Source organism: Fulvivirga kasyanovii (assembly GCF_009711405.1).
Lineage (GTDB): Bacteria > Bacteroidota > Bacteroidia > Cytophagales > Cyclobacteriaceae > Fulvivirga > Fulvivirga kasyanovii.
On sequence record NZ_SMLW01000676.1, the window covers coordinates 1 to 21152 of the forward strand.

A 21152-nucleotide genomic window follows, 5' to 3' on the forward strand; every position below is an offset into this window, starting at 1 on the left:
CAGGCAAAAAAAGAATACCTTGAGCACGAGGAGTTTACTAAAAGCTATGTCGCCGCTATAAAGAAGAAGGAAAATACCAATGCCTTAACAGCAAGCCCAACGTATATAATACCAGTGGTATTCCATGTATTTGGCGGCAGCTTTTCAGGTTTGTCAGTAACTCAAGCCAAAATTGAGCAGGCATTACTAAGGCTCAACGAAGATTTTCAAGGGCTCAACAGTGATTATAATTCAGTAGATTATCAATTCAATACTATTAAACAATCATTAAATGTTGAATTCAGATTAGCAACTATTGATCCATACGGTAACCCAACAACAGGTGTTAAATTTTATGGTGTGGTCAATGGATTTGGTAACGGAGGAGGGTATGATGCCCAAATTCAGCAGTATGCTTGGGATAATTATAAATACATGAATGTCTATATCCAGTCAGATCTTTACAATGATGGTAGTACTACTAATTCTGGTGTTGCGTGGTATCCTAACACATCCATGTCTAATAGTAACACTGCCAGGGTGGTTTATAATGGTCGTTATATTTACGGAAATACCGATGCTGAGTTTGCTTCTGTATTAACCCATGAATTTGGTCATTGGCTCAACCTGATTCATACATTCGAAGGGGGGTGCACATCTGCCAACGACCAGGTTTCAGACACTCCGGCAGAAAATGCGAGCACTTCCGGATACGGATGTTCACCTGCAACCAATTGCTATGGGCAGTACATTAATTATGAAAATTACATGGGCTATAATGGTGCTTCAGGGTGTTACAAAATGTTTACCCAAGGGCAGGTTAATAGAATGTTGGCGGCATTGCAACACCCTGCACGTAAACCGTTGTGGCAAGAATCAAATCTTATAGCAACCGGAACTTCTAATGGAGGGGGAACAACAGTTGCTGCACCTTCGGCACTGACTGCAAATGTTGTTTCTTCCACGCAAGTAGTTCTCACATGGAATGACAATTCATCAAACGAAACAGGCTTTTCCATCGAAAGAGCCGTAAATAGCGGCAGTTACTCTCAAATTGCCACAGTAGCCCCCAATACTACCTCCTACACAAATACAGGCTTGGCTGCAAACACTAATTATAGCTACAGGGTCAGGGCTTATGCAGGAAGTACTTATTCATCATATTCAAACAATGTTACAGTTACAACAGGCGGGGGATCATCGTCCTATTGCAATATATCAGGCAACAGTACATATGAATATATAAAAAAAGTCGATATAGGGAATTTTAGCTTTTCATCAGGGGCTGGTAGTAGTGGTTATGAAAATAACACATCAGCAACCATAAACCTTACGCCTGGAGCAAATATACCTGTCAGCCTTACTCCCGGTTTTTCCAGCAGTGCTTATAACGAATACTGGGGCATATGGATTGACTATAACAGGAACAATACTTTTGAAGCATCTGAACAGGTTATTTCCGGTTTGTCGGGCACTGGATTGGTTAATGGATCTTTTACTGTTAGTTCTACAGCCACAGGTTCTACCCGTCTTAGAGTAGTGATGAAATATAACAGTACTCCATCAGCCTGCGGTGCTATTGGCGATGGTGAAGCTGAAGATTATACGGTAAATTTTTCCGGCACCAACCCTGTTACACTTTCAACACCTTCCAATATTCGTTCGGCCGGAACTTACTCCTCGGGTTTTTATGCTGCCTGGGATCTTGTTTCAGGAGCAACAAACTACGAAGTACAGCTATATGAAAATGGCAGCTGGTTAACCCATGGCACTTCTTCAACCTATTATTTGTGGATAGCTAAAAAAGCTTCCACTTCAAATTATGCGTTTAGGGTAAGGGCAAAGAACAGCAGTGGTGTTAGCGAATGGAGCAGCAGCCTTTCGATCAGCTTACCTGCCGCCGGGCCGCTTGATATTTCAAGCCAGTCAGTATTTAAATTTTATCCAAATCCTTCTTCAGGCACTATTTATTTCAGTGTAAATGAAGAAACAAGTGACTTTGAAATTACAATATACAACGCAAAGGGTATACTTGTTGATACTCTGAGCAATGTCGACAATTATTCAACTGATCACCTTCAGTCAGGCATTTATCTAATAAAGTTCAAAAGCGAAAGTGCCCAGGAAACCAAAAGGCTGGTGATTGAATAAAACTTCTTTGATAGGTCGGTAATTTCCGACCTATCATCTCATCCCTATCGTTGGCTTTGTTTTTTTAATCCTTTAAATAGACATTATGAATTTAATTATAAAACACCGGAATTTATTATTCCTGATCTTTATTCTTTATTCGGGAAATAACCTTTTTGCGCAAACTGAGCCGAAATTGCCACATGTCAATGAATCCAGGTATGTGTGCTCTCGTTCTACACATGATCCGTTCACAGAGAAGCAGACCGGTTCAACAAACAAACAGCTTGCTTCTTGTCCCGGAAGTCTTTCTGGCTGGGCAAGCTACGGAGGCTCTTCATTGGTACAACAACTTAAATCAGCCACAGATTACAACAGTTGCCTTAGGTCGCTTTTTGATTTTGACGGCTATAATGGTCCGATAGTATTTTCCAACAGCAATATAACAGCAGTTGCCCGAGAGATGTATAATATTTCAATCTCTCACAATGGTACACTTAGCAGTGGTATGCTTGGGTTAGTAACCTATCTCCATGCTGCAACATACCACGAATTTTTTCAGTCTCAGATATCACTTAACCAGGATGCCCGCTATTGGTATAATAATGCGGCTGAATCTTTCGCAAATAATGCCCATTTGTGGGAGCTCACAGGCGATGCTTTATCTATACTGGACGAATATCTCATCATGTGTGATTATGAAGGACTAAGGCATAAATCTTCTATTTTATCCGTAGTGAAGGAAGCTATGCGCAAGATGACGGTCCAGGATAACTGGAAAAGTATTGCCAATGACAATAGCCTCCTTAATAAATACGCTACTGCATACAACAGAATCTTTTTTCTGATGTTCAGAGGTATTCAACCTGTGGATCCGGCATTTGAATCAGCGGTAAACAGTGATCCTTCGTTTATAGGACAGCTATATGACATAGGGGTGGATGCTGAGCTTTCCAACAATGGCATGCTTTCCTTTATGGTCGATAATGCGGTTGGGGAGCTTGCAAGAATGTCTTCTTCTCAGGCCTTAAGACCAAAGGTTGAGCCTTACCTGGCCCAGATAGCAGGTCACTACCCCCGACTCACTCCCAATTGGTACCGTGCAGTAGATGCTATAAACAAGGGCAGCAATTGCACTTCTTACGGACTCTGTGAAGACATGAATGCACTACGAGCTGAAGTTGAGACTAATTTGTTCCCAAACACATGGAGCTTTGATGACGGGGCTTTGGTGATGAGGACACCATTACCATACGAAAAAGCACAAAACTTATATTATGCTGCTAAACAGGTGCAGGCACAAATGTTTAGGTTTATTAAAACTGATGCCCCTGTAGCAAATGATCCTAATAGCACATTAAACATGATCATATATGGATCATTAAAAGAATATCAGGAATGGCAAACGTTGTTATACGGACTGTCTTCAAATAATGGCGGCATGTACATAGAGAGGGGAGCTACTTTTTACACCTATGAAAGAACTCCCCAGCAGAGTACTTTTACTCTTGAGGAATTGTTCAGGCATGAGTATGTACATTATCTACAGGGCAGGTATCTTATCAACGGTTTTTGGGGAGAAGACCCTTTTTACAGCAATAATCGTCTCGTATGGTTTGAGGAAGGTATGGCCGAACATTTTGCCGGCAGTACAGATACCGATGGTGTACGGATAAGAGAAAGTCAGGGAAGCGCAATTAAAAATGAAGGTCCTTCTGCTTATATGACTGTCAACGCAGTGCTTAATGCCAATTATGATCAGGGATTTAAATTTTACCGGTATGGTAATATGCTGTGGGCCTATTGGTTTAAATATGATATGAGTACGGCACGAGAGTTGGCCACATACACAAGGTCCGGAAATATCAGCGCTTTTGATACCAGAATTAATCAACTAAAATCCAGTTCAGCTCTTCAATCTGCCTTCACCAACTTTCTTAACAATGAAGTTATAGTACCTTCAAACTGGTGGACTGTTTACACCCCCTGGAAAAAAGATCACCTTTATTCCATAGGCGATGTAAATGATATCCAAACTGAGTTTGCCAATATTACCGGTCGTAATGCCAGCGTAAGTTTAGACGCGTCAGGATCTTTAAGACGTTTTAAGATTACCGGAAGCTTTAGCAGTGGCAACTTGGAATCTGCTTTGAATAATATCATGTTACAGCTGAAGGCCTATGAGATGGTAAATAACTTTGGATATATTACCGGTTATTATAAAAATGTGAACGGCACGTCTGCTACCTATGTTATATCGGGTCCATTAAGAGGCGCTGGCACCAGCAACACGGCTGTAGCTCAATTTACGGCTGATCGAACTGCTACAATATCAGGGGGGAAAATAGCTTTTCAGAACGAATCCACAGGCTACATAAAGTCGTACAATTGGGTTTTCGAGGGAGGGACACCATCTTCCAGCACAGCTATTAATCCTGAAATAACCTACAATAGTCCCGGGAATTACACGGTAGCTCTAACTGCTGTTGGAAAAGATAACGTGGCTAATACACAAACGAAAAACAGCTTTATTACAGTTTATAATAAAAGCAACCTTACATACTGCTCCGCCACCGTTTCCTATGATTATACAGAAATAAGTGCAGTAAGCTTCGCGGGCATTTCAAAACAAAGTTCAGGCTTTCCTACTAATGGATATTCCGATTTTACCCATAATATTGGAGAGGTAGAGATCAATAAAACCTATCCTTTATTGGTCAATACAGAATATGCATGGTCTGAAAACCAAATCAAAGCCTGGATTGACTGGAACCAGGATGGTGATTTCCTGGATGCCGGAGAAGAGGTTTTGTACCTGCAGGGAGGCGCTACAGAAGGAGTGGTTACCGTACCTGCATCGGCCGCATCGGGAGTAACCCGAATGAGAATACGCTACGCATATGGATCGGTACCCCAATCATGTGGCGTTGATACATATATGGGAGAAGTTGAGGATTATTCTATTGCGGTGATCGGAGGATCAACAGGTGGAGATACACAGCCGCCAACAGCCCCAACAAGTTTGTCAGCTGCCTCTGTAACAACCAACAGCGTGAGCTTAAGTTGGGGAGCCTCTTCAGACAATTATGGAGTAGCTGCCTATGATGTTTATGTAAACAACACAAAAATGATGACTGTCAGCACTACCTCTTGTTCTTTGCAAGGGCTGTCACCGTCAACTTTGTACGCGTTCGCGGTAAAAGCGCGAGACGCTGCAGGCAATCAATCTGCATTTAGCAAAACCATCAACGTTACTACCAAATCAAGTACACCCGTTCCTACATATTGCGCTGCACAAAGCTCAGACCAGGTATATGAATGGATAGCAGAAGTAAGCTTGGGAAGCTTTAACAAAACCTCGGATAAATCGGCGTATAGTGATTTTACCAGCGAGGTGATAACTATACCACCCGGCTCAACTAACACAATCACATTAACCCCAGGCTTCAGACCAAATGAACCCTATATGGAATATTGGGCGGTTTACATCGATTTCAATATGAATGGTGATTTTTCGGATGCTGGTGAAAAAGTGTTTACCGGCCAGGGAACTACATCCATTTCCGGTAGTATCTCAGCTCCTTCCGGATTAAGTGGCACAACCAGGATGCGCGTGCTTATGGGCTACAATTCTGAACCAGCTGCCTGTGGTACCTTTTCCTCCGGCGAAGTAGAAGATTATACGGTTTCTTTCTCTGGCGCTGCCGGCCCTTCACATACAGCACAGAGTGGTAACATTATCATATATCCAGTGCCTACGCAAGAGACTCTTAATGTCAGATTATCTAATGACGAGGAAATCAGTTCCTTTGTAATCATTGACCAGAGAGGAGTAGTAATATCACAGGGAGGTTCTGGAGTCAGATCAATTGATGTTAGTAATATAGTACCGGGTATTTACTATATACAAGCAATTACGAAAGAAGGAATTAACAATTTACGGTTTATAAAGGAGTAGCCTCTACAATACAAAAAGATAGCTCGTATGGAGGGGGCATATTAGCTATCTTTTTTACAACTATAACATCCTAAACTTGTATACTCAACTATTGGGTTTAATAAAAATCAGTGCATTTATCAAAAGTCCTATTATAATCAGTGCGGCAATTTCCATATTAGAAATCAAGTCGCTGGTAGAGATCGACCGATTCGATATTTTTGTTTGACGCTTTCCTTCTTTCAATTGAATCTCAGCTAATTTATCCAATTGCATGTTGAGCACGTTATGTTGTTGATATATTTTCTGCTTAACCTCAGAAGAAGCTAGCCTTTTAAATTCTTGTTCTAGGTTATGTAATTGGTCCAGGTTTACTTTAAAAGAATCAAAACATTTCGCCTCACGAGATGTGAATTTCGTTTCTTCATACACCTGGACTAAATAATTGATCGAATCATTTAAACTATAATTTACTTTATCATTAATTGCCAGGCTCAGCCCTTTCGATTGAAGGTTTTGAGACAGTTTATAAATGTAATCCTGAGCTACTAATCGATCTTCATAAATCGTTGACATGGATTTTTTAACAACCTTGAAATGATTATTATCTATTTTATTCGTAGCCAATAATAGAAGAAAGAACAATACAAGAACAATTAATGCTTTTACTTTTTGACCTATGGTGAGATTCAATTTCATAATCACTGTTGTTTAATTACCTGTCATATAAATAGAAAGACCGTGAAGGCATCTACTTAAAAAATATTCTTTTGTAAGTATTTGAAGATAATGCTATTTGCATGCCCCTTGACACTGTAGATAATGGATCCTTGTCCAAATGGACCTGTAATCTCACACTTTTTTCTAGGGTTTCTTTAAATCCTCTCAATAGTGCACCTCCACCTGTAAGAAATATGCCCCGCGAATAGATGTCCCCTGATAACTCGGGAGGACATGTTTCCAATGTCCTGACCACTGCGTCAATAATCCTGGAAGTAGACTGAGCAAAGACAGTGATTAACTCCTTGTAGTGAATCTTTATACGCTTTGGAATACCTGTTAAATGGTCTTTACCCACGATAGTATAATTTTCATGTAACGGGGCTACTGAATTTGATACTGTTCCCAGGTTTAACTTCAAATCTTCCGCTGTTTTATCACTAATGGTTATCAAATGATGTTTTTCCATATGCTGCTTTATATCTGCATTAAAGGAATCTCCTCCCATTTTTAACCCGGAATAAGTTACTATTCCCGATAAGGAGATCAAAGCTATTTCAGTCAAGCCACCCCCTATATCAATAATAAACTTACCTTCGGGCTCTGAAACATCAAGATCCATCCCTATTGCAGCAGCAATCGGTTCATATATAAGCCAGTCTCTGCGTGCTTTAAATTGTCCTATTGCCACTCGTAAAGCCCTTCTTTCTACCTCAGTGGTCCCATAAGGTACCGCCGCAATAATCTCATTGTAACCACTCAAAAATGACTTTTCTGGATAAAGTATTTTGACCAGTTGATTAAGCATTTTGCTTACAGCATCTAAATCAGCAATTACACCTGTTTTTAGCGGTCTTACAATCTTCAGTTTACCGTTTACTTTACCTTCCATCTCAAGGGCAACATGTCCTACACCCTTACAGTCCCTGGTTTTGGTTTCCAAAGCAATAACTGATGGTGCCGTTAAAACATTTGATAATCCTTGGGTAAGAATTGTATTGTTGTTTCCAAGATCTATTGTTATATTATTTTTGTCCTTCTTCATACTATAAAAGGAGAGAGAAAATAAATCCTCCCTCCTGTGGGGCTACTTATTTAACACTCTCAAAATCTTGATTATACTTTTACCTTTAGGAAGGTTCCAGACTACTTCATCCCCTTGGGCGTATCCGATCAAGGCCGATCCCATTGGTGATAAAATTGAAACTTTGTTATCATTAATATCCCTTTCTGCAGGTTTCACAAGTACAATCTCGTTTTTTACCCCAAAGTCTGTCTCAACATCAATAATACTGTTGATCCTCACAATATCATTTGGCATTTCACTATCCTTTTTAACTATTGCTTCGGACAGTTCCTGGTTCAGGTTAGTGCACCAATCCTCATTTAAACATACATCTGATTTAAGGTAACGGTTCAATAGCCCTTGAATCAGGACATATTCATTCTCCTCAAGAATTATATTTTTATATTTCATTTTTATTAACATTGTTCTGGACTTAGTTGTAATATCATTTCTGGCCCTGGTTAACAATCAACCTTGACTTCGGCAATTCGTTTATTTTCATGTTAGGATATTCTTTATTGCTACTCGCTTATTAAGGAAAAATCCCCCATTGTTTATATGCTTTCTCAATTCTTAAAATAGCTTCAACATAGGCCGCAGTTCTCCAGTCAGTACCATATTCTAGTTTTCTGGTTTTTACTCTTGAATAAGCGTCAGACAGTTTTACTTCCAAGCCTTTAAGTACTTCACTCATAGTCCAGGTTTCGCTGTTCCTGTTTTGGAGCCATTCAAAATAGCTGGCTATGACGCCTCCTGAATTGCATAATATGTCAGGAATGACCTCAATTCCACGGTCTATTAGTATCTGGTCTCCCACTACATCTGTTGGGCCATTGGCACCTTCCGCAATAACCTTTGCCTGTATATCACCGGCATTGGCCTCCGTGATCTGGTTTCCCATTGCTGCCGGAATGCATATATCACATGGCAGGCTGAAAAAGAGGCTGCCATTGATCTCGTCTGCTGCCGGATAACCCTTGATACTATTTTTATTATATGTTGCATATGAAAGCAACCTGTCAGGGTCAATTCCGTCCGGATTGTGCAAGCTTGCACTTGCATCCTGCACGGCAGTTAATACGGCTCCATTGTGCCTCATAAAATGAGCTGCCCAAAAACCTACCTTACCAAAACCCTGAAGGATATATTTCATCCCTCTCAGGTTAACCCCTTTATCCTTTGCCCACTCCTTTAGACATTCAACCACGCCATAACCTGTGGCCCTGTCCCTTCCCTCCAATCCTCCAGCTTCAACGGGCTTTCCGGTAACCACATGCTGGTATTTAGACCTTTCATTGGGGGACTTTGTGGACATGTAGGTATCGGCCATCCATGCCATCATTTGGGCAGTTGTGTTGACATCCGGAGCTGGAATATCGTATTCAGGCCCAATGTTATCCCCCAATGCAAATGTGAACCTCCGGGTAATTTTTTCCAGGTCTGACTGAGTGTACTTGTCAGGATCCAGTTTAATCCCTCCTTTAGCACCTCCATAAGGTAAACCGGCGAGGGAGGTTTTCCAGGTCATCCATGTCGCTAGTGCCTTTGCTGCGTCTATATCGACAGTTTCATGATACCTCAGACCTCCTTTATAGGCACCTAGGGCGTTATTGTGTTGAACACGATAGCCAGTAAACACCTGTATTTCTCCTGTGCCAAGCTTAACAGGAAAATGAACTACTATTTCGTTAGTCGGAGCAGATAGAATCTTTCTAATCCCATCATCCAGGTTTATGAGCGAAGCTGCTTTATCAAATTGATACTGGACATTTTCATATAAGCTGGTTCCCAGCTTTATTTTATTAATCATAATGTATTTAGATTTTATTGATAATGTTCGCAATGAAAAATGACTGCCTCCTTATGGTACCATGAGCAGGTTTCAAGTAATTCGCAGTTTTGACAAAGTCCTTTGCTTTCGTGGCGGCGGGATTTCAGCTCATTGCGCAGATCATCCAAGGTCGGTTCTGAGGCTTTTTCAGAAGTATCAACGACAAATTCTGAACAATCCCATATCGGACCAGGGTTCTTTCGCCTTAAGGCGCAATTATTCTGAAAAATACATGTACAGCAAATATCCATCTTTACCACATTTAATAATAGATGGCATTACAAGATGTGTGCCTACATTGTAACACACTGAAAAACAATCAATTAAATTGAAAATAGGATTTTAAAAGAAATAGGGTTCCGGGGCATTTTGCCCCGCAGTGATACCTTTCTCCCCTGAGTCAGTAGGGCGAAGCTAATTTTAATCGCAACGTTTTACGGTCAATTCCTAATATTTCAGCAGCTTTTGTTTTGTTATTGTTCACAGCAGTAAGAACTTTCATAATGTAAGATCTTTCAAATTCCCTTAAAGTCATAAATTCTCCTTCATCATTATGCTTTTCATTTAGACGTGGCTGCGGCATTTTAAGGTATTCTGAGAGTTGAGCAACTCCGATTTCAGTGTCTGCCATTATCACAGCTCTTTGTATCACATTCTCTAGCTCCCGGATGTTGCCGGGCCAACTATGGCGTATTAGTAGAGATGCTGCCTTTGCGGTTATGCTTAATTCTTTTTTTTGAAATTCCTTTGAGTATTTCTTGATGAAGTACTTCGCAAGAAGTGGTATATCCTCTTTCCTGTCTTTCAGTGATGGGGTGTGAATGGAAATTACATTTAACCGGTAATAAAGGTCTTCTCTGAAAGATCCTGATTTTGTCATCTTGAACAGATCATTATTGGTAGCGGCAATTATTCTGACATTTATTTTCTGTGGCTTGTTGGCTCCAATCATTGAAATCTCCTTTTCCTGTATGACACGTAGCAAACGATTTTGTACCGGGAGTGAAGCATTGCCGATTTCATCCAAAAATATGGTTCCTCCATCTGCCGCCTGAAAAAAACCCGCCCTGGTTTCTTGGGCACCGGTAAAAGCTCCTTTTACAAATCCAAACAGTTCGCTTTCAAGAAGGTTTTCCGGTATAGCACCACAATTGACAGGTATAAAAGGGGCTTTAGCAAATTTACCGTTGTAGTGAATGGCCCTGGCAACTAGCTCTTTACCTGTTCCACTCTCTCCGGTGATTAATACAGTGGCGCGGTTGTTCTTGACTTTATAAACAAGGTCAAGCACCTCGAGAAGTGCGGTAGAATGGCCTATGAGTCCTGAATGGTTAAGCTCCCGAAGTACCTCACGAGGTGTTTCGGGACGGCCACCTTTGGTTTCCTTAAACGCCTTTTCAACAGCTATCTTTAGCTCTTGCGTGGTAAACGGTTTGATAAGATACTCCATGGCACCAGACTTTACGGCTTCAATAGCACCGGAAACGGAGGGAAAACCAGTAATTACCAGTACAGGGACATCCGGAAAATGTTCTGAGGCGTATTTTACCAATTCCATACCATCAATCCCAGGCATTTTAAGATCCGTTATTAACAGATCAACTGCTGAATTTTGCAGGATATCAATAGCATCAGTTACATCAGTGGCCTGAAACGTGCGGTATTTTAAGGTAGAAAGCTGCCGATGAAGTACTTCCAGTATATCATAAGAATCATCAACAATCAATATGGTCTTGTCTTTCATTTATTTTTTTACTATTGGAAGTGAAACATAGAAGGTGGTACCTTGTCCTTCGTGTGAGATAAAATCTATATTACCATGGTGATTCATTATGATACCGTGCACTACACTTAACCCCAGTCCAGATCCTTCACCTACAACTTTTGTTGAGAAAAACGGCTCGAATATTCTATCCTTTATCTGTGCAGGTATCCCTTTGCCGCTATCCTTAAAGATTATTACTAAATGGTTCTCTTCAACTTTTGTACTAATAGAGATTTGACCTCCCGGAGGTGTAGCATGGATTGCATTAATAACCAGGTTAAAAACTACCTGGGTAATCTGCACCGGATCCACCTCTATCAACACATCGTCATGAGCTGGTTTAAACTCCAATGTTATTTTTGCCTTTTGCAACGATGGGTTCAGCAGTTTAATAGCATCCTGAAGTAAAGGATCTATGACTGTCTGCTGCATTCTTTGGGGCATTTCGCATGCGAAAAACATTAACTTTTTGACAACTTCTCGGGCATGCAGGGTGGCATTAATTATCTTTTCTATATCGCCTTTTATATTTTCTTCATTCTCTTGTATGAGCTGCGAAAATCCTAGAATACTTGCCAGGGGCGTATTGATTTCGTGGGCTATGCCTGCGGTTATTTGCCCCAAAATAGCCAACCTGTCATTGTGCTGTATTTTTCTCTCTAGCAATTCCTCGCGCCTTTTATGTTCAAACCTTTCTATAATATTACTTATTTCATTGGCCAGCTTTTGAAGGAGTTGCATTTCTTCCATCAGAAAGTCGCTTTCACTGAATTTCGGAGAAAGGTAGTGTATAGCTAATTTACCGCAAGTACTCCCATCAACTTCTATTTTTGCTTCCTGACTTACTCTATTTTTTGGAATTAAACCTGAACAAAAACTGGCATCCAAAAGCTTAATCTCTGCAATTGCATAATGAGAGTACTTCCATGCCTTAGGTATCGCGCTCACCACGGCATTCATTGTCTCTTCATAATCATCTGAATGACGTGCCACGATATTGGATATTTCATACAGACAAGTGAGTTCCTTAATCCGTTCATTCAGAATTTCAATGATATCCTCTGATTCCATATATCAAAAATACACGATTTTTAGCTCACATACGCAGTTTTGAAGCTTTAGAAAAGATCCTTTGAATTACACCTCCACTAAGCATTGGGCTAACGACATAGCATTTTCCATTAAAAGACTATTTCATCAACGTCATATCATCAACCGGATATGAATACTCTTTTTTCTTTAAACAACAGCACGGTAGGAGGATCGAACTTGAAATAAGTTGCTGAATATTATGGTTTTGCAGTAACAAATAGTCCGCAGCTTTTAAAATTAGATTTGGATTTCTCGAACCATAGAACGAAATGTAATTATCTGACAATCAATAAAAAAAGCCTGAGATATTAAACTCAAGCTTTACGTAGTAGCGGGAAGGGGCGAATTCTCGAACTTTCTGGAGCAAAATTCTAGCCAAATTTTAGCGGGCTATACAAAGATTTTTAAGCGAGAATAATAGCAGACAATGGGGCAAATAATGAAAGAAAAAATAAGCTTTAAGGCTTGAACATGAAGACTTACAAGAAAGCTTGAACGGGCAAATTCTCGAACTTTTTTGGAGGGGAGTTTGATAGAAATTAACGCAGTGTCAGCGATCTTAGGAAGCACAAAAGAGAAATTTTGGTGCTGAATTGCTTTAAGTTTTTAATGTATTTCTGCACACGTTTGATTCGAAAAAACGAAAGGATTAAATTGTGTTAATACTTTAAAAATGGAGATGCATGAACTTTGAAGAACTTTACTGGAGCAGACTTATTAATCATTGGGTTAGAGTTAAAGGGAGAAATGGGTTAACAATTCCTTTTATACTTGGGGTAAGAACCTTGATAGACAACGATTTCAAAATTATGCATCACTGCGTAACTGACTTATTCACAGAAATTAGAAACAGTGATAGCGACGAAGTAATAACACTTCAACACTGCGAGAACATTGGAGAATATGTACTAGGACTAAATGATCCGACAAATGGCAAAGATGGATTACTGGTTCCTGATGAAAAAACAGGTAAAACCAAAATAATTGCGACTCTTAATACTCAGGTTTTAGGGAAAACATTTGAGGAGATTATTAAATCATTACAGAACCGCTATAGTGACTGTCTGACAAATGGAACATTCTCACGAGTTAACTTTAAATGGACAGAGTTTTCAGAATCGGACTTAAAAATGATAGATGAGGCTTTGCATAAAACTTGAGTAAGGAAATTTTAGCTGTGTAAATGGTACTATTAGTTTATTAGGATAGTTGGTTGTGAAGTCGTTTATTTCCATTGTATTATTATTTATCATCTCAATTATAGAAATTAGTTCTTTCCAATTATCAATTTTATATTCTGATTCACTAAATGCTTTTGCCTTCTTCTTTGATTTTTTCTTTTTTAAAATAATACCTTGGCACTTTTTAATTGACTCTATAATCCATTCCATTTTACGGGAGCTGCCCTGTCGTCAAAATCCACTTGCTATCGGCCTGTAAATTCCTTTTTTCGACTAGTTGGGGGGAGGTATTTTGTAAGGCCTTCAAATATATGAGATTGGAGATGATTTTCAATTAACCGCAGTAGTGATCAAATTTTACGTCATCAACTGAGTAGATGAAAAATGTGCTATCGTCTGCTTCCAGATTTTCACCAATTTCAACATGTTCAAATATACCGTTCTCAAACTCATTAAGTAAATCATTACCATAGTGAATGTACATTTCCGTTACCTCCGATAAAATAACCTCGAAATCAAGCACTTTGGTAGCGGCAATCATAGCCGAAAGAAAAAGTAAATCATCTACGTATTTAAGAGCAGACCAGAATGATTTGGCAGTATTCCCAGTTGCCTGGACAATGTTAAGGGCAAGATTTAAATTATTACGTTCATGCTGATCTTCAATTTCTCGGAAAAGCTCACCGTAAAAATTTATGTCAGTATGCACACCCTCTACCAAATCAAGCCAAAAATCTATTGGGATACTATCAATTAAATGTTTTTCGGTGATGATCATTTTACAGAACTGCCTGATATCATTATAGCTGCTAATACAATATGTCTTTTTATTGAATCTTGCCAAACAAGATCCAGCGATGTTATACTCCTTTATCAAGAAATCACCTTCTGCACATTCAAAGTACTGCATGAAAGCAGCTTTATATTGTTTTACCGGAATTAAGCGCTTACTTTTTGGTGGCTTTTTCATTTTCTTTAGTGAAATTTAACAGCCAAGATATAACTTTTTTTATAATCTTCGGAACACCTTTTGAGGTCGAAAGGTCTAAAGATAGAATCTTTCAGAATGACTTTGTCTATTATTGATTTGTCAGCATTAAAAAGGTAGATTAGGCGGCTTGGGATTTAAAAGCTGACTCTCACCATTAAAAATTATCGGAAGAAATTCAGATAATAGGGCAGCTCCAACTGCTATCACCAGTGACTATTGAAGCGACCTCGCAAGTGTTGATCTCTCAGCAAAAGGGGCTGTCTGATTTTGATTTCTGCCATCTTTTAAGTAAAGTGTGTTCACCCTACATAATATTATGCATCTGCTCACAATTCGCCTGGCTCTGGTTAAAATTTGGCGTAACTATACGCTAACTATTAACCCTTTTAAAATTAGCAGAAGCTGGGTCATAATAATATTCGCTAATAGTACCATCTTTAATCTTCTCTACCATTTCATCAATGATAAAGAGAGGAACTAAAAACCATTCTCGCACTCTTACAGGTTTTCCGAAACGATCCACTATTTCAATATCAAGTTTTGCCGCTTGGAAAAACTTGTGAATGATATTCTCAAGTTTTGTCCGGTTAATATTAGCAAGTTTGTAAGTAGCTACAATCTCTACATCGGCCATAAGAAAGGTTGGGTCGTTTTTAGCATTTGAAAGCCTTTTTTCAACAGCTCCTCCAGTCACACCTATTTTATGCACAATAGCTTGGTTCTCTTTGATTGTAGGATGATCAGCCAGACTACGCAGAACGTAAATTATCCCGCTCTCCAAATCATCCTTGCTGTTCTCACCAGAGAATAAAGGCCCTGAGTCAGAATCCGTGATGAATCTACTTGTTTCATCCTTATACATTGCCCGAATTAGAGACCTGAGTAATATATTACTCTCTGTACCATTTGCATAAATGACCCGTAATCGGGCGTCTTCTTCTCCGTTTGGGGCTTTAAACGTTTCGCCTATCTCAGAAATATAGGCAATTTGTCCACCTACAATAATAAACTGAGCCTTTTTCAAACTTGTCTTTGTAAAGCCCGCATCTTTTCTAAATCGAATAGTTTTTCTAAAACCTATATCGATATCCTTTTTAACCGCTACGAAAAGGGGTTTGAAATTTTCAAAATCTTCGCAACGAGTACGGTTAGCAATTTCTTCTGCTGCCTTTTTTTCTACGCGAGGCTTTACATGTTTTAGATTTGTGATGGAATTTTCTTCAATTTCAGGCACGCCAAGTTGCGCAAGCAATTCATCATCATTTATATCATCCGGAACATCTGCTACTGGTTTAAAATTGCCATTCAAAAGATTTTGATGATCTAAATCTCTGAGTAATTCCCTACACTCTTCTTGCTTGCAGATTTGTTCAAGTCTTACTGCGAATAGCCTTTCAAAAATATCCTTATTCTCACCATGCTCGGGCAACCGGCCGTGTTCTTCCACAAACTTTTGAATCTCCTCAAAGCCGGCAATAATTCGTTCCTCTCTGGGTGAGTATTTAGCCGTCCTTTTAGCCTGTACCTCTATGCCAAGAGCTGCCAAAAGCGCATCATCTTCCTCTGTCAATTTTTGTTGTTTAGCCATTTTTTGCCTCCGCTTTTAATCGTGCCAAAAATGCTATGCCTTGAGCCATACGCTGTTCCCAGGGATCAGCAGATTTAATGTCTGGCAATCTGCCTCTCTCGTTTTTGAACTTTAAAGCCCGTTTAGCAAGATCTCGCGCTTCTTCCAACGACATGTTTGGTTTTTTAGCTGAAATAACTTCTGCCATAGCTTTTAAGCTTTTTTCTGTCATTGCTTTAGCCAATATGGAGTAAGCTTCGCTAAAGGGATTAATGCTATCAATCCAGTCAACATCCAGCTCTCGTACATCCATAGCAAATTTACGTACTCCATCAATTAAGGCAGTATTAGCGCGACCACTTAATTCATTATCCTTGTCAATTACTTCCTTTGCCTTTTGAGTCAGATTCAGTGCAGCAATAGCATGCTGGCGCACTGCCTCTACATCTTCGTCATCCAGTTCTGGATACCTGTCTTTAATTATTTTTCCCATACGAATTTGGGTAAGTTCTTGCGGCACTACTTCTTCATCAAATAAACCTCTTTCAATGGTTTGCTTGTCTTGAACGAATGCGGCAATTACCTCATTTAAATCTTCCTTACAAATTCTCTGGGCATTTTCGCTTTTAGGCGATGAAAGACCATTTATTTCAATGTGATATTGACCAGTTTCTATATCAACCCCAACATTTTCTTTACCCGGATCATAGCCGTCTTCTCCATAATACATTCCTTCAATCGGCCCTGAATCTTTTTTCTTAGGAACAAAATTAAACTTTGGGGCTAATACCTGCTCCATTAACAAACTGGCTGAAATTGCTTTCAGGGTATCGTTTACGGCATCGGTAACAGCTTCCTCTGAAGCATCGGGTTCGGCAATGAGGTTTGTAAAACGAGCCTGCGTTTTATTAGGAGCATCCCGAGTGGCACGGCCAATAATTTGTACAATCTCGGTTAAGCTTGAGCGGTAACCTACAGTGAGTGCATGTTCGCACCATATCCAGTCGAAACCTTCTTTTGCCATACCAAGCGCAATAATTATATCGACATGATTGCGATTCTTTTTTGCTTCTGGCAATTTAAGGGACGTGGAAACTTTATTTCGTTTAGTTACATCATCATCAACTAAATCGGCTATTTTTAAGATTTTACCTTCTTTTGTTTTAACTAGGTGGAAGCCGGTGCTTGGGTCAGTGCCTTGCCATTCACCCAATTCTTCAATAATATGTTCAACCTCCTTGATCTTATCCCCCATACTCTCGCGAGAATTGACATTTGGTATATGAATAATCGTTTTTTCATTGGGGTCGAGAACGCTTAAAATCTCGTCAGCATAAGCGTGACTATAGAAAAAATAGCCTACATGAAGTGTTTTTAGATATTCGTAGCCATTAAGTTGCTCATAATAGGTATAGGTAACAGTATCAAATTTGGCCTCATCTTCCGGCATAAGTACTGGATTGGCATCACCACGAAAGTAGGAGCCTGTCATAGCTACTATATGTACCTTATCACGTGCAACTAGTTGTTTAAGTTGGGAACCAAGTACATTGTCATCATCTGCACTAACATGGTGGAATTCATCAATGGCAATTAGCCGATTGTCAAAAGCCTCCAACCCCAATCGTTCTACCGCGAAGCGAAAAGTGGAATGGGTACAAACCAGCACTTTGTCTTCGCTACTAAGGAAAGACCCAACAGCATTAACCTTACTACCATCTTCCCCTGGGGCATTACAGAGATTCCACTTAGGTTCTACATGCCAGTCAAAGTAATAACCAAATTTTGTTAATGGTTCATTAGCAAAGCTGGAACCGATAGACTTTTCTGGCACGGCAATAATAGCCTGCTTTATGCCTTGATTATTAAGTTTATCCAAAGCAATAAACATTAACGCCCGGCTTTTTCCAGAGGCAGGAGGTGATTTGATTAGCAAATACTGCTCACCACGCTTTTCATAAGCGCGTTCTTGCATAGCACGCATACCAAGTTCGTTCGACCTAGTAGATCTTCCAGTGCTTTTGTAATTAACAGTAACGGAAGGGATAGCTTTTTTTTTGGTCATGAAACCTTAGATTTAGTAGCAATTTGTGTATAAAGATCAAAAAGTTTTTCCAGACGTTCAGTATCATTTTTGAACCGGCGGCCAATGTAAATGCGTTCCAATACTTCATCGTTGCGCTCATGAGCGTGAAGCAAATCTTCCGGCATATTAACTGGGTCATAAAGCTCGGCAATGGTCGCGGGAAAATGCCTTTCCCGCGCGATCAAAATCTCTTCTGCACAGGTTGTTAAATCCTTTTTATTCTTGGCGGTCAAAGTCGGCACCGGAAAAGTATTCCACCCCAAGGTATTGGAGTAGGAAAAATCTGTTCTCATACGAACACATACTGTCCCTATCCATACCCAATGCAATCGAGAGGCTATTAAAGCCATATTCCATAAAGGAGCGTCATACATTGCAAAAGCCTTATTATGAACTACAGCCTCCGCTGTAACAGCACCAATAGGAAGATACTCACGGTTTTCCGAACTTACAATTGGAATCACAAAAAGGCTTTTTCTAGCTTCATATTGATCACGAAAACGATACGGGGTATCAGTTAATTTTTGGGCTTGTTCATCCTTTGTCTTTCCTTGTCTAGCCAACCGAACGGCTTTAATTCTATTTTGTATTTCAGGGTGTCTTTCCGCACTGGCTAGTGTTTCATTGGTAATCCATATACAAGACCTAGGAGAGCAGGAAATAAGTTCTTTAGAACCATATAAGGGACGAATATATTTGGCTATCTCAGGAATTCGACTTATTAGGTTCCGAGCTTCGCCGGGTCGTAGCATAAGATCATTAGCGTAATACGGGTGGTTGCCGAATTGCATTGGTGTCCTATCGTCCGGTACTTGATTCTTTTTCAATACAAAAAGGTTAGGTGCTGCCACCAAATACGCATTTATATTTTGAACTTCCTTAGAAATAATATCTCCATTATCTCCAATTGAGAAAAGGTAACGTAACCTATTTTTCTTAGTGAGTCCTATGATTGAAACGGTCACGCCAGCATTGTAACTGGCTAAATTAGACCACTTGAAGGATTGGTAAGCAAATGAAATATAAACATTTTCCCGAAAGATTGTTGGCCATAAAGCGGCTACCTGTATTCCTTGGCAGATCGAGTTAGTACTAACAAATGCAGCATCGGCCTCTGTATATTTCATAAAATCTGCCGCCTTCATAAACCAACCAGATACGTAATCTAAAGAAAGTGCATCTTTAACCCTACCATTAAATATAGCTTTTAATTCACTTTTTTGCTCGTCAGATTGATATTTTCTACCCAAATAAGGCGGGTTACCGCAGATATAGGTTTCACCGCCTTCGTTTTCAAAATCAATTTCAGATTGATCTAATAAAGAAGAAAAGAGATCATTGCTATAAAGCACCACCCCAGTTCCGGTTGGTGGACAAATGGACAGCCATTCGACTTGCAAGGCATTACCACACGTAATCCAATTTTCTTTACTTAGAGGTAAGAATTCAGCAATTGCCAACTTCTGTCCCCTGTAAAGTACATCACATTGATATTCAGCTATGATAAGCGCCAGACGTGCAATTTCACAAGAAAAATCACGTAGCTCTATGCCTCTAAAATTAGTTAAGGGGATCTCTGTAGGTCGATCCACCTCTCCGCGACGTTTATTAATCTCAGCTTCAATCTCTCTCAATTGCTTGTAAGCAATTACTAAAAAATTACCAGAACCACAGGCAGGATCAAATACTCGAATACGTGCCATTCGTTTGCGCAAGTTAAGCAGCTTACGCACATTATCACCTGCTTCCTCTAGTTGTAAGCGTAGATCATCTAAAAAGAGCGGATTGAGTACTTTCAGGATGTTGGGAACAGAAGTATAATGCATCCCGAGGGCACTACGTTCACCTTCATCCGCTACAGCCTGAATCATAGAACCAAAAATATCAGGATTTATTTTCTTCCAGTCGAGACGGCCAATATTCAACAGATAAGAGCGAGCAATCTTTGTGAACTTCGGACATTCGGTGGAACCAGAAAACAATTCTCCATTTACATAAGGAAAATTAATAGCCCAACTACGTATGTTTTTGCTTTTTCGATCATCGTGCTTCGTATCCATCGCCCGGAAGATTTCACTCATCACCTCATGGGTGTCAGAAGCATCTGGAGCACTCATTTGCTGAATAGTTCCAACGAACGGCTTAATTCCACTAAAAATGCCAGTGTCTTCCGCAAAAAAACAAAAGATCAAGCGGGCAAGGAAATGGTTCATGTCATGCCGCCGCTCTTCGGTAGCCCAGTCTGGATTATTTCGGAGAAGCTCTATGTAAAGCTTATTTAGGCGACCGGTGGCCTTGATGTCAAAGGCATCATCCCGTATCTGTTTTACCGTACTAATACCTGCCAGAGACAGAAAAAAACCAAAGTGCTCATGAAAGTTTTGGTATTCACAAGCAACAGTCTCACCACTATTAATTTCCTCTGCTTGAAACTCCTTACCATCAGTAGCCAGGATGAATTTGGCTTTAGCTTTTGAAGTTGCTGAACTTTCACGTAAATGGTTTAGCGTTTCTAACACTGCTCCATCTTTGCAGACACCTATATGAATATTATTTCGTTGCAGAACCCCACCGTCAATGTCCGATTTATTGTTATTACCGGTTCTTAGACGCTTAATGGTTGTAGCTTTATTGCCAAAAGCCTCCAGAAAGGCATAGGGAAACTCAACCGGATTAAAAGGCTGCTCTGCGAGCAATGAAATAGCTTCCTCGATCTCAACTGCGTTCATGTCTTATATCATCTATTAGCGAAGCTCGATAACTCTGACCAGCTTTTCGATTCACCTTTTAGCTTAATTAATCAGTTT

General features: G+C 39.9%; 13 protein-coding genes. 3 read left to right on the forward strand and 10 right to left on the reverse strand.

What is annotated here, in order from left to right; genetic code table 11:
• Positions 1 to 2130: M43 family zinc metalloprotease (locus tag E1163_RS28665; protein WP_155176953.1), on the forward strand; the 2130-nt coding region annotated here is incomplete at its 5' end.
• A gap of 85 nt (positions 2131 to 2215) precedes the next feature.
• The gene (locus E1163_RS28670; RefSeq protein ID WP_155176955.1) at positions 2216 to 6067 is read left to right on the forward strand and encodes a collagenase; all 3852 of its coding nucleotides are present in this window, start codon (positions 2216 to 2218) and stop codon (positions 6065 to 6067) included.
• Positions 6068 to 6151: 84 nt separating this feature from the next.
• Here E1163_RS28670 and E1163_RS28675 read toward each other — a convergent pair whose 3' ends face one another.
• From E1163_RS28675 to E1163_RS28700, 6 genes are all read right to left on the reverse strand, one after another.
• Positions 6152 to 6745, reverse strand: a complete 594-nt coding sequence (locus E1163_RS28675; RefSeq protein WP_155176957.1) for an MCP four helix bundle domain-containing protein — start codon at positions 6743 to 6745, stop codon at positions 6152 to 6154.
• Positions 6746 to 6797: 52 nt separating this feature from the next.
• Positions 6798 to 7811: a rod shape-determining protein gene (gene mreB / locus E1163_RS28680; RefSeq protein WP_155176959.1), complete on the reverse strand. Its 1014-nt coding sequence runs from the start codon at positions 7809 to 7811 to the stop codon at positions 6798 to 6800.
• A 42-nt stretch (positions 7812 to 7853) separates the two neighbouring features.
• Positions 7854 to 8243: a GreA/GreB family elongation factor gene (locus E1163_RS28685; RefSeq protein WP_155176960.1), complete on the reverse strand. Its 390-nt coding sequence runs from the start codon at positions 8241 to 8243 to the stop codon at positions 7854 to 7856.
• Positions 8244 to 8364: 121 nt separating this feature from the next.
• Positions 8365 to 9642, reverse strand: a complete 1278-nt coding sequence (locus E1163_RS28690) for a Glu/Leu/Phe/Val family dehydrogenase (protein ID WP_155176962.1) — start codon at positions 9640 to 9642, stop codon at positions 8365 to 8367.
• A 421-nt stretch (positions 9643 to 10063) separates the two neighbouring features.
• Positions 10064 to 11407, reverse strand: coding sequence for a sigma-54-dependent transcriptional regulator (locus E1163_RS28695; RefSeq protein ID WP_155176964.1), 1344 nt, complete (start codon positions 11405 to 11407; stop codon positions 10064 to 10066).
• A complete protein-coding gene (locus E1163_RS28700; protein ID WP_155176966.1) occupies positions 11408 to 12499 on the reverse strand; it encodes a sensor histidine kinase in 1092 nt (363 codons plus the stop codon).
• Between the two features lie 704 nt (positions 12500 to 13203).
• On the opposite strand from E1163_RS28700, the gene E1163_RS28705 reads away from it, so the two are divergent.
• Positions 13204 to 13680 (forward strand): hypothetical protein, encoded by a 477-nt coding sequence (locus E1163_RS28705; protein WP_155176968.1) that lies wholly within the window; start codon positions 13204 to 13206, stop codon positions 13678 to 13680.
• A gap of 355 nt (positions 13681 to 14035) precedes the next feature.
• Here the strand turns inward: E1163_RS28705 and E1163_RS28710 are convergent, their stop codons facing one another.
• The 4 genes from E1163_RS28710 to E1163_RS28725 form a co-directional block, all read right to left on the reverse strand.
• The gene (locus tag E1163_RS28710) at positions 14036 to 14671 is read right to left on the reverse strand and encodes a hypothetical protein (protein WP_155176970.1); all 636 of its coding nucleotides are present in this window, start codon (positions 14669 to 14671) and stop codon (positions 14036 to 14038) included.
• A 391-nt stretch (positions 14672 to 15062) separates the two neighbouring features.
• Positions 15063 to 16280, reverse strand: a complete 1218-nt coding sequence (locus E1163_RS28715; RefSeq protein WP_155176972.1) for a GIY-YIG nuclease family protein — start codon at positions 16278 to 16280, stop codon at positions 15063 to 15065.
• Positions 16273 to 18324 (reverse strand): DEAD/DEAH box helicase, encoded by a 2052-nt coding sequence (locus E1163_RS28720; protein ID WP_155176974.1) that lies wholly within the window; start codon positions 18322 to 18324, stop codon positions 16273 to 16275. The genes E1163_RS28715 and E1163_RS28720 overlap by 8 nt, the downstream gene beginning before the upstream one ends.
• Positions 18321 to 21074, reverse strand: a complete 2754-nt coding sequence (locus E1163_RS28725; protein ID WP_155176976.1) for a class I SAM-dependent DNA methyltransferase — start codon at positions 21072 to 21074, stop codon at positions 18321 to 18323. The genes E1163_RS28720 and E1163_RS28725 overlap by 4 nt, the downstream gene beginning before the upstream one ends.
• Positions 21075 to 21152 lie beyond the last annotated feature (78 nt).

Bases quoted from the DNA above. Each gene is read 5' to 3' on its own strand.
- E1163_RS28670 (WP_155176955.1), top strand. From the start codon at position 2,216: ATGAATTTAATTATAAAACACCGGAATTTATTATTCCTGATCTTTATT.
- E1163_RS28675 (WP_155176957.1), bottom strand. From the start codon at position 6,745: ATGAAATTGAATCTCACCATAGGTCAAAAAGTAAAAGCATTAATTGTT.
- mreB (WP_155176959.1), bottom strand. From the start codon at position 7,811: ATGAAGAAGGACAAAAATAATATAACAATAGATCTTGGAAACAACAAT.
- E1163_RS28685 (WP_155176960.1), bottom strand. From the start codon at position 8,243: ATGAAATATAAAAATATAATTCTTGAGGAGAATGAATATGTCCTGATT.
- E1163_RS28690 (WP_155176962.1), bottom strand. From the start codon at position 9,642: ATGATTAATAAAATAAAGCTGGGAACCAGCTTATATGAAAATGTCCAG.
- E1163_RS28695 (WP_155176964.1), bottom strand. From the start codon at position 11,407: ATGAAAGACAAGACCATATTGATTGTTGATGATTCTTATGATATACTG.
- E1163_RS28700 (WP_155176966.1), bottom strand. From the start codon at position 12,499: ATGGAATCAGAGGATATCATTGAAATTCTGAATGAACGGATTAAGGAA.
- E1163_RS28705 (WP_155176968.1), top strand. From the start codon at position 13,204: ATGAACTTTGAAGAACTTTACTGGAGCAGACTTATTAATCATTGGGTT.
- E1163_RS28710 (WP_155176970.1), bottom strand. From the start codon at position 14,671: ATGAAAAAGCCACCAAAAAGTAAGCGCTTAATTCCGGTAAAACAATAT.
- E1163_RS28715 (WP_155176972.1), bottom strand. From the start codon at position 16,280: ATGGCTAAACAACAAAAATTGACAGAGGAAGATGATGCGCTTTTGGCA.
- E1163_RS28720 (WP_155176974.1), bottom strand. From the start codon at position 18,324: ATGACCAAAAAAAAAGCTATCCCTTCCGTTACTGTTAATTACAAAAGC.
- E1163_RS28725 (WP_155176976.1), bottom strand. From the start codon at position 21,074: ATGAACGCAGTTGAGATCGAGGAAGCTATTTCATTGCTCGCAGAGCAG.